The 8,636-nt window shown below is 73.5% G+C and carries 8 protein-coding genes; 2 read left to right on the top strand and 6 right to left on the bottom strand.

Going from position 1 to position 8,636, the window contains the following annotated elements; genetic code table 11:
- Positions 1-110: 110 nt before the first annotated feature.
- The 4 genes from ACFTZC_RS41655 to ACFTZC_RS41640 form a co-directional block, all read right to left on the bottom strand.
- Complete coding sequence (locus ACFTZC_RS41655; RefSeq protein ID WP_382899299.1) at positions 111-1,073, bottom strand: DUF2510 domain-containing protein; 963 nt, start codon at positions 1,071-1,073, stop codon at positions 111-113.
- A 61-nt stretch (positions 1,074-1,134) separates the two neighbouring features.
- On the bottom strand, positions 1,135-2,544 hold the full coding sequence (locus ACFTZC_RS41650) for a carboxyl transferase domain-containing protein (RefSeq protein ID WP_382899297.1): 1,410 nt from the start codon (positions 2,542-2,544) through the stop codon (positions 1,135-1,137).
- Positions 2,537-4,009, bottom strand: coding sequence for an acyl-CoA synthetase (locus ACFTZC_RS41645; RefSeq protein ID WP_382899295.1), 1,473 nt, complete (start codon positions 4,007-4,009; stop codon positions 2,537-2,539). The genes ACFTZC_RS41650 and ACFTZC_RS41645 overlap by 8 nt, the downstream gene beginning before the upstream one ends.
- A gap of 35 nt (positions 4,010-4,044) precedes the next feature.
- On the bottom strand, positions 4,045-5,322 hold the full coding sequence (locus ACFTZC_RS41640) for an SLC13 family permease (RefSeq protein WP_382899293.1): 1,278 nt from the start codon (positions 5,320-5,322) through the stop codon (positions 4,045-4,047).
- A gap of 303 nt (positions 5,323-5,625) precedes the next feature.
- Here ACFTZC_RS41640 and ACFTZC_RS41635 point away from each other — a divergent pair, with 303 nt between their 5' ends.
- Positions 5,626-6,333: a FadR/GntR family transcriptional regulator gene (locus tag ACFTZC_RS41635; RefSeq protein WP_382899301.1), complete on the top strand. Its 708-nt coding sequence runs from the start codon at positions 5,626-5,628 to the stop codon at positions 6,331-6,333.
- 37 nt (positions 6,334-6,370) lie between these two features.
- Here the strand turns inward: ACFTZC_RS41635 and ACFTZC_RS41630 are convergent, their stop codons facing one another.
- On the bottom strand, positions 6,371-7,195 hold the full coding sequence (locus ACFTZC_RS41630) for an aldo/keto reductase (protein WP_382899292.1): 825 nt from the start codon (positions 7,193-7,195) through the stop codon (positions 6,371-6,373).
- A 185-nt stretch (positions 7,196-7,380) separates the two neighbouring features.
- On the bottom strand, positions 7,381-7,644 hold the full coding sequence (locus ACFTZC_RS41625) for a type B 50S ribosomal protein L31 (protein ID WP_382899290.1): 264 nt from the start codon (positions 7,642-7,644) through the stop codon (positions 7,381-7,383).
- A 280-nt stretch (positions 7,645-7,924) separates the two neighbouring features.
- Between ACFTZC_RS41625 and ACFTZC_RS41620 the strand changes: the two genes are divergently transcribed.
- A complete protein-coding gene (locus tag ACFTZC_RS41620) occupies positions 7,925-8,569 on the top strand; it encodes a histidine phosphatase family protein (RefSeq protein WP_382899288.1) in 645 nt (214 codons plus the stop codon).
- Positions 8,570-8,636: the final 67 nt, after the last annotated feature.

The following is an 8,636-nucleotide window of genomic DNA, read 5'->3' as shown; positions in this document are numbered from 1 at the left end:
ACGGTACTGGTTCACTATCGGTCACTAGGGAGTATTTAGCCTTGGGAGATGTTCCGGCGTGTCCCGGTGTGTTGCGGCGTCCGGGGGCCGGGCGGAAGGGTGACGTGCGGTCAGACGCCGCGGCCGGTCCCGCCCGCGCCGGTCCCCGCCGCCTTCTTGATGCCCTGGGTGATCTCGTCCATGACGGAGAGTTCGGGCGCCTTGTCGTTGACGTCGAAGCCCGAGCGGACCACGACCAGCACCTTGGGCGAGGCCGGGGAGGGGAAGGCGAGCGACTGCACATAGCCGTCGTCGCCCTTGCTCGTGATCACCTTCCACCGCACCAGATAGCCCCGCTGCCCGGCGACGGTGACCGCCTCGGACTTGAGTTCCTCGTGCGAGGAGATCTCGCCGTAGGTCGTGCCGCCGTACGACTCCTTGGCGTTGGTGTCGATGTCCTGCTCGGCCACTGCCTTGGCGTTGGTGGCGGTGATCTTCAGCGCGACGGCAGGCACGGAGAACACGCCGCCCCGTACACAGGACTGCGAGGTGTCCCCGGGGCACTTGTACGTCCCGGTGGTCACCCCGGCGCCGACCGGGCCCGACTCGCCGGTCCAGCCGTCCGGGACGGGGATGCTGATCCCGCTGGCGCCGTCGGTGGCGTAGCCGTCCTCGGTCTCCGGCTGTCCGGGACCGCCGTTCCCCCCGCCGCCACCGCCCGGGCCACCGGGCCCGTCGGGGGCCGGGGAGCCCTCCCCCGGCTGCGAGGGCGCCGTGGACGGCGCGGGGCCGGAGCCCGCCCTGCCCACCGCGTCGGTGCCGCCGCCGTCGCGTCCGAGCAGGTAGAAACCGCCCGCGAGCGCCATGGCGACCACCGCGGCGGTCGCCCCGAGGGCGATCCGCCGTCCCTTGTTCCGCGGGACGGGCGGCGGCGCCGGCGGGTAGGGCGGTGCGGCCGGCTGGTCCCACTGGCCGGCGGGGGCGGCGCGGAGTTCGTCGGTCCACGCGGACCCGTCCCACCATCGTTCCTGGCGTGGACCGTCACCTGAGTGCCCCGGGTCGGGATGCCAGCCGGGCGGCGTCGTGTAAGTCACGACGCTCAGCTTAGGCATATTGTCTGAAAGGCTGGTGAGAGGCCCATGAGAATCCGCCCTCTCACCCGTCCCCCGGCCCCGGCCTGCTCCTCCCGTCCCGCCCGTCCGGCCCCGGGACGATGCCGCGCACCACACCCAGCGCCACCAGGTCCTGTGGCCGCAGCCGGAGTTGGTCCGCCGTCGTGCGGGTACGCCCCGGGTCGCGCTTGAGGATGGCCGTGGCGAGTTCGGGCGCGATGACGGAGAAGTAACTGTCCGGCGTGGCCCAGGTGTTGTCCGCGGCTGCCAGGGCGAGCGCACCGCCCGAGCCGCCCTCGCCGATCAGCAGGGTGGTGACGGGGACCCGAGCCGCAGCCACGGCGGCGAACAGGTCCGCGATGGCGGCGCCCGCCCCCGTGCGCTCCGCCCGCGCGTCGTTGGCGGCGCCGGGGGTGTCCACCAGGGTCAGTACGGGGATGCCGAGCCGTTCCGCGAGCCGGATCAGCCGGGCGGCCGTACGGTATCCGGCCGGGAGCGTGGCGGTGCCGCACTGCGCGGCGTACGCGACCGTACGCCCTTCCCGGCGGCCGAATCCGCAGAGCATGCCCGGGTCCGTACCGCCGCAGCGGTCGCCGCGGATCTCCTCCCGGTGGTCGAAGTACGCGTCCAGATAGGCGGCGGCGCGCGGCCGTCCGGGCGAGCGGGCCGCCAGGACCGCGTCCCAGCCGGTGGCGGCGGGACCGGAACGGCCCAGCGCGGCGGGCGGCGGCGGGGCGCCCCCGGCCCACCCGTCGGGCGGCTCCGCGCGGCCGCCGGTGAGCAGCGCCAGCCAGCGGGCCACCGTGGCGGCCAGTTCCTCCTCGGCCACCACCGCGTCGAGCTGCCCGGCGGCGAGCTGGGCCTCGGCGGTGTACGCGGACGGATCGGCGTCCGCGGGGCGTACCCGTGACCCCGCGAAGCCGATCTGCGCCCCGGGCAGCGCGAGGACGACATCGGCGCCCGCGCCCAGGGTGGCCCAGCCGCCGCCGGTCGTCGGGTCGCGCACCACCGCGAGCTGCGCGAGCCCGGCCGCCCGGGTCAGCGCGGACTCCCCGGCCACGCGCTGGAGTTGGAGCAGGGCCCGCATGCCTTCCTGCATCCGGCTGCCGCCGGTCGCGATCAGCGAGACGACCGGCAGCCCCCGTTCGCGCGCGTGGCGGTACGCGGCCACCAGCCGGTCGCCGGTGCGCTCGCCGAGGGAGCCGCCGAGAAAGCCGAACTCGAAGGAGACGACGACCGCTTCGGTGGCGCCGATCCGGCCGGTGCCGCAGACGACGGACTCCTCCTCGCCGGTACGGTCCGCCGCCCGGGCCAGCGCGGCGTCGTACCCCTCCCAGCCGAGCGGGCCGTCCGGGGCAGAAGTGCCCTCGGGAGCCGGGAGTTCGGTGAACGTCCCGGCGTCGCTGCCGAGGACCGCCGCGATCGCCTCGCGCGCGCCCCGCCGCTCAGCCATGGAGCGCCCGCTTCATGATCTTCCCCATGTCGTTGCGGGGCAGCGCGTCCAGATAGCGCACGGTGCGCGGCCGCTTGTGCGCGGCGAGCTGCCCGGCGACATGGTCGGCCAACTCCTTTTCCGTCGGCGGTGCTTCGGGGCGCGCCGGGACGATCCAGGCAACGATCCGCTCGCCGAGGTCGGGGTCGGGCTCACCGGTCACCGCGGCCTCCCGTACCCCGGAGTGTTCCAGCAGGACGTTCTCGATCTCCCCCGCGCCGATCTTGTAACCGCCGCTCTTGATCAGGTCGGTGGCCTTGCGGCCGACGATGCGGACATAGCCGTCGGGGTCCCTGATCGCCATGTCCCCGGTGCGGAACCAGCCGTCGGTGAAGGCGGCCTCGGTCGCGTCGGGGCGGTTCAGATACTCGGTGAAGAGGTTCGGGCCGCGTACCTGGATCTCGCCGACGCTCTCGCCGTCGTACGTCTCGATGGCGGCGCCCGACTCGTCGACCAGCCGGAGTTCGACGCCGTGCAGCGGGACACCGACCGTCCCGGCGCGCGGTTCGCCGTCCGCGCGGACGCTCGTGTTCATCAGGGTCTCCGTCATGCCGTACCGCTCGACGACCCGGCGGCCGGTGGCCGCGGCGATCCGCCGGTGGTCGTGGACGGGCAGCGCCGCCGAGCCGGACACCAGCAGCCGTGCGCCGGCCAGCGCCTCGGCGAGCGCGGGGTCGTCGGCGAGCGCCTCGGCGATGCGGTGGTACATCGTGGGCACGCCGAAGAGCATGGTGGCGCCCGAGGAGAGTTCCCGGGCGACGCCCGCGGTGTCGAACCGTCCGAGATGGGTGACGGAGCCGCCCCGGCGCAGCGGACCGAGGATGCCGAGGATCAGCCCGTGGACATGGAACAGGGGCAGCGCGTGGACCAGCACGTCGTCGGCGGTCCACTGCCAGGCGTCCGCCAGCGCGTCGAGAGTGCTGGTGAGGGCGCGGCGGGGCAGGACGGCTCCCTTGGGCGGCCCGGTGGTGCCCGAGGTGTAGACGATCAGCGCGGGCGCCTCCGGCGACGGCTCGGGAAAGGCTCCGGCGGGACTCCCGGCCTCCGGCGCCTCCCCGTCCACGCCCGTGCCCGCGTCCACATCCACGTCGAGGCGCGGCAGCGCGGCCAGCGCGGGCGGCAGGGTGACACCGGGCTCCGCGAGAACGAGGGTCGGGGCGCTGTCCCGGGCGATGTGGGCCAGTTCCCGTTCACCGCTCCTGGGGTTGACGGGGACGACCGGGACCCCGGCGAGCAGCGCCGCCACCACCCCCACCGCCGTGCCGAGGGTGGGGGTGGCCCAGATCGCGACCCGCTGTTCGCCCGCGAGCCGGCGGGCCAGGGAGCCTGCCGCGTCGGCCAGTTCGGCATGGGTGAGGGCGCGGTCGCCGAACCGGAGCGCGGGGCGCTGCGAGCGGGCGGCCAGGGCCGGGAAGAGAGGGGACACGCGGCGTTCTCCTTGCTGTGGACGGGTCTGACCGGTCATCCGAAGCCTGGCACCACCAGCAGCAGCCAGACGGCGGCGGGTACCGCCGCCACCACGATCCCCCCGTACACCATGAGCTGTCGGAAGAAACGCTCACGGTCGACGTCGGGCGCGGCGGCCAGTACGAGGGCGCCGTTGGTGGAGAAGGGGCTGACGTCGACGACGGTCGCCGAGATGGCGAGCGCCGTGATCATGCCGATCGCGCCGATCTCGCCCTGCGCGAGGAAGGGGACGGCGAGCGGGATGAGCGCGCCCATGATGCCGACGGACGAGGCGAACGCGGAGACGATCGCGCCGATGTAGCAGAGCAGTACGGCGGCGAGGAGCGGGATGCCGATGTCGCCGACGGCGTTGCCCGCGTAGTCGATGGTGCCCATCTCCTCCATGACGCCGACATAGGTGAGGACGCCGCAGATCAGCAGTACGGTCGGCCAGGCGATCTCCCCGACGGCCTTGCGGCTGGTGTCGGGCCAGCAGGCGCTGAGGAGGACGGCGAGGGTGATGGCGGAGAGTCCGGCGTCGAGGTCGAGGGCGAGGACGGCGACGACGAGCGCGGCCAGGGCGGCGAGGGTGGCGGTACGGGCCGGGGTGAGCCGTGAACTCCCCTCCCCCGCAGGCTCCTTGCCGCTCCCATCGGCCGCGCCGTCCGGGGCGGGCCCGGACCGGGTGCCGCGCAGCGCGAGCCCGCCGCAGCAGACGAAGACGATCCCGGCGATGACGAGATTGACCGCGAGCGAGGCGAGGAAGAGGGTGAGCGGGCTGCCCGGGAGCTTCTCCCGTTCGACGATGCCGTTGACGATCGTTCCGTAGATGCTGATGGGGGAGAATCCGCCGCCCTGGGCCCCGTGCACGACCATGGCGCCCATCAGCAGCGGGCTGATGCCGTAGCGCGCGGCGAAGCTCAGCGCGATCGGCGCGACGATCGCGACGGCCGCCGGGGAGACGGCTCCGATCGCGGTCAGCAGCGCGGTGATCGCGAACATCACCCACGGGATCAGTGCGATCCGGCCGCGGACCAGCCGGATCGCGGCATGGACCAGCCAGTCCGTGGTGCCGTTGGCGCGGGCGATCGCGAAGAGGTACGTGACGCCGACGAGCACGACGAAGAGATCGCCGGGGAAGCCCGCGAAGATGCCTTTCGCGTCGAGGCCTGCGACGAGTTCCCCGACGCCGAACGCGGCGGCGAAGGCGAGCGCGCCCATGTTGATGGACCGGGTGGTGGCGATCACGAAGACCACCACCAGCACAAGTATCGAGATCAGTTCGGCGGACATGGCGCGGGCTCCCGTCCCTGGGTCCCTCGGTGTGGAGAGGAAGTGGGCGACGACCGGCTGGCCACACGGGGCCAAGGGGGTCGGGCGGCTGACTGGACCACTGGCCAAGTGGCTGGACCACATTGGCCGCGGACCGGGACGGGCGTCAAGGGATCCGACAAGAATTGGCTCAGCCACTGGTCCGCCCGGTGTTAGGCTGACGCGTCCGGGACCGGGAGGAAACGGGCGAGGCGGTGACCAGGGAGGGGTGTCCGGATGTCCGACGCGCGAGGCTCTGTGCCGGGTCCCCCGGCGGAGGAGGATGTGCCCCGGGCCCTACGGCCGATGGCCCGGCCACGCCTGTACGAACAGGTCCTCGACCGGCTGCGGAGCTATGTCGCCGAGGGGCGGCTCGGCTCGGGCGACCGGCTGCCGCCCGAGCGGGAGCTGGCGCAGCGGCTCGGGGTCAGCCGTGCCTCCGTCAAGCAGGCGATCGTCGTCCTGGAGGTCCAGGGTCTGGTCGAGGTGCGGCACGGCGGCGGCACCTATCTGCGCAAGGACAGCCTCGACCCGGAGCCGGTGGAGCGGCTGGTGGAGCGCAGGCGCCGGCTGCCCGATGTGCTGGAGGCCCGTGAGGCGCTGGAGACCAAGCTCGCCGAACTCGCCGCCGAGCGCCGTACGGCGCCGGACCTGGCCGCGCTGCACGACGCGCTCCGGCACATGGCGGAGGAGATCGGCGCGGGCGGGCACGGTGTCGAGGGCGACCGGCTCTTCCACGCCGCGGTGACGGCCGCCGCGCACAGCTCCCTGCTCGCGGAGTTCATGCGCGCCATCTCCGAGCAGATCACCGAGAGCCGCCACGAGTCCCTGCGGCAGCCCGGCCGCCCCGCGCGGTCGCTGGCGCAGCACCGCGCCATCCTGGAGGCGATCGAGGAGCGGCGGGGCAAGGCGGCGGCCGCCGCGATGCGCCGCCATGTGCGGACGGTGGCGAAGGTACGCCTGCTGGACTGGAACCCGGAGGACAGTGCCTGAGGCCGCCGCCGGCTCGGGAAGATGACCCGACGGGCCCTCAGTCGAAGGTGTCGGGGTCCGGGCCCGTACGCATGCCGCGGTCGAGCGCGCTCAGCGCGTGCAGGTCGTCGGGGGACAGTTCGAAGCCGAAGAGGTCGAAGTTCTCCCGGATCCGCGCCGGGGTGGCGGACTTGGGGATCACGATGTTCCCGATCTGGAGGTGCCAGCGCAGCACCACCTGGGCGGGCGTCCTGCCGTGCCGTCCGGCGATCTCCCTGATCGTCTCCTCGTGGAGGAGCGCGCCCTGGGCCAGCGGGCTCCACGCCTCGGTCGCGATGTCGTGCTGGGCGTGGAAGTCACGCGGTCCGGCCTGCTGGAGGCCGGGGTGCAGCTCGATCTGGTTCACGGCGGGGACGATCCCGGTCTCGTCCAGCAGCCGCTGGAGGTGGGCGGGCTGGAAGTTGGACACCCCGATGGCGCGGGTGCGGCCGTCCGCCAGCAGCTTCTCCAGCGCGCGCCAGGTGTCGACGTACCGGTCGCGCCCGGGGGTGGGCCAGTGGATGAGATACAGGTCCACCTGGTCGAGGCCGAGCCGGTCCAGGCTCGCGTCGAAGGCGGTGAGGGCCGCGTCGTACCCCTGGTCGTCGTTCCAGAGCTTGGTGGTGACGAACAGTTCGTCGCGTGGGATCCCGGAGTCGGCGAGGGCGCGGCCGACGCCCGCCTCGTTACCGTACACGGCGGCCGTGTCGATGCTGCGGTAGCCCGTCTCCAGGGCGGCGAGGACCGCGTCGGCGGTCTCCGCGTCGTCGATCTGGAAGACGCCGAAGCCGAGCCGCGGGATCGTGACGCCGTTGTTGAGGACGGCGTGGGGGACGGAGGTCATGGCGTTTCCTCGTCTTCCGTTTCCGGTGTGTCACCCCGGCCACCAACGTATCGGCACCGGCCGCGGCGCGCGCTGCGGGCCTACGGCGTACGGGCGTACGTGAGCCGGGCGGGAGACCTCGGTCAGGTCTCCCGCCCGGCTCGGTCCTCGGCGGCGGGCCCGCGCCCGGTCGCCGCGGGGCACGGTCAGCCGCGCCGCGCTTCGCCGTCCTTGCCGTAGCGGCGCTCGAAGCGCTCCACCCGGCCCGCGGTGTCCACCACGCGCCCCTTCCCGGTGTAGAAGGGATGGCTCGCGGAGGAGATCTCGACGTCGACGACGGGGTACGTGTTCCCGTCCTCCCACTCGACGCGCTGGTCCGAGTCGGCGGTGGAGCGCGTCAGGAAGGCCACTCCACCGGCGCGGTCCCGGAAGACGACCGGACGGGAGACGGGGTGGATACGAGGCTTCATGCGGGATTCCTTCCTCGGTGGCCGAACGTCACGGTTCGTTCCCGACGGTCACGGATGGTCCCGGACCGTCACGGCCGGAGACGGAACTGGAACTGGATGTCATGTCCATCAACCGGCACATCGGTGTAACACGGGAGCCGTCCGCCCCATTCCCGGCGGGTCACCGGGGCGGGAACACGAGACACTGGGTCCGACGGAATGCGATCACGGCCCGCCGGGTTCTCCCCTCGGAGCCGCGTGGCCACCGGGGCGCGGGCGTACAGGAAAGTGGGCGTCAGTCATGGGCGAGTTGATCCTGGTACGGCACGGGGAGACCGCCTGGTCCCTGTCCGGACAGCACACCAGCTACACCGATCTGCCGATGACCGGGCGCGGCGAGGACGAGGCGCGTTCGCTGGCGCCGCTGCTGCGCGAGCGCCGGATCGGCCGGACGCTGGTCAGCCCGATGGCCCGCGCGCGGCGCACGGCGGAGCTGGCCGGTCTCGCCCCGTACGCGGTGGAACCGGATCTGCGGGAGTGGAACTACGGCGGGTACGAGGGCATCGCGACCGTCGAGATCCGCCGTACCCGTCCCGACTGGGACCTGTGGACCGACGGCGTCGTCCCCGGGCCCGCGGGCCAGCCCGGCGAGGGCCCCGGCGAGGTGGGGCACCGCGCCGACCGGGTCCTCACCGAGGCGCTGGCGGCGCTGGACTCCCTGGACGGCGCGGATGTCGCGCTGGTGGCGCACGCCCATTTCCTGCGGGTGCTGACGGCGCGCTACCTCGGTCTCGCTCCCGCGGCCGGCTCGCTCTTCCACCTCGCGACCGGCGCCGTCTCCCGGCTCGGCACCGAGCACGACCGTCCGGTGGTCACCGCCTGGAATCTCGCCCTGCCGGCGAGCGCGCGCACCATGGCGCCGCGCGAGCGGGAGACCGCCGCCTGACCACGCCCCTCGGGGCCCCGTACCACACGACAGGGCGCCGGCCCGGTGGAGGTGAATCCACCGGGCC

Source organism: Streptomyces sp. NPDC056987, assembly GCF_042673865.1.
GTDB lineage: Bacteria > Actinomycetota > Actinomycetes > Streptomycetales > Streptomycetaceae > Streptomyces.
This window is presented reverse-complemented; position numbering and strand designations above follow the sequence as displayed.

Excerpts from the sequence above, each read along its gene's own strand:
- ACFTZC_RS41650 (WP_382899297.1), bottom strand. The coding sequence starts at position 2,544 with ATGGCTGAGCGGCGGGGCGCGCGCGAGGCGATCGCGGCGGTCCTCGGC.
- ACFTZC_RS41640 (WP_382899293.1), bottom strand. The coding sequence starts at position 5,322 with ATGTCCGCCGAACTGATCTCGATACTTGTGCTGGTGGTGGTCTTCGTG.
- ACFTZC_RS41630 (WP_382899292.1), bottom strand. The coding sequence starts at position 7,195 with ATGACCTCCGTCCCCCACGCCGTCCTCAACAACGGCGTCACGATCCCG.
- ACFTZC_RS41625 (WP_382899290.1), bottom strand. The coding sequence starts at position 7,644 with ATGAAGCCTCGTATCCACCCCGTCTCCCGTCCGGTCGTCTTCCGGGAC.
- ACFTZC_RS41620 (WP_382899288.1), top strand. The coding sequence starts at position 7,925 with ATGGGCGAGTTGATCCTGGTACGGCACGGGGAGACCGCCTGGTCCCTG.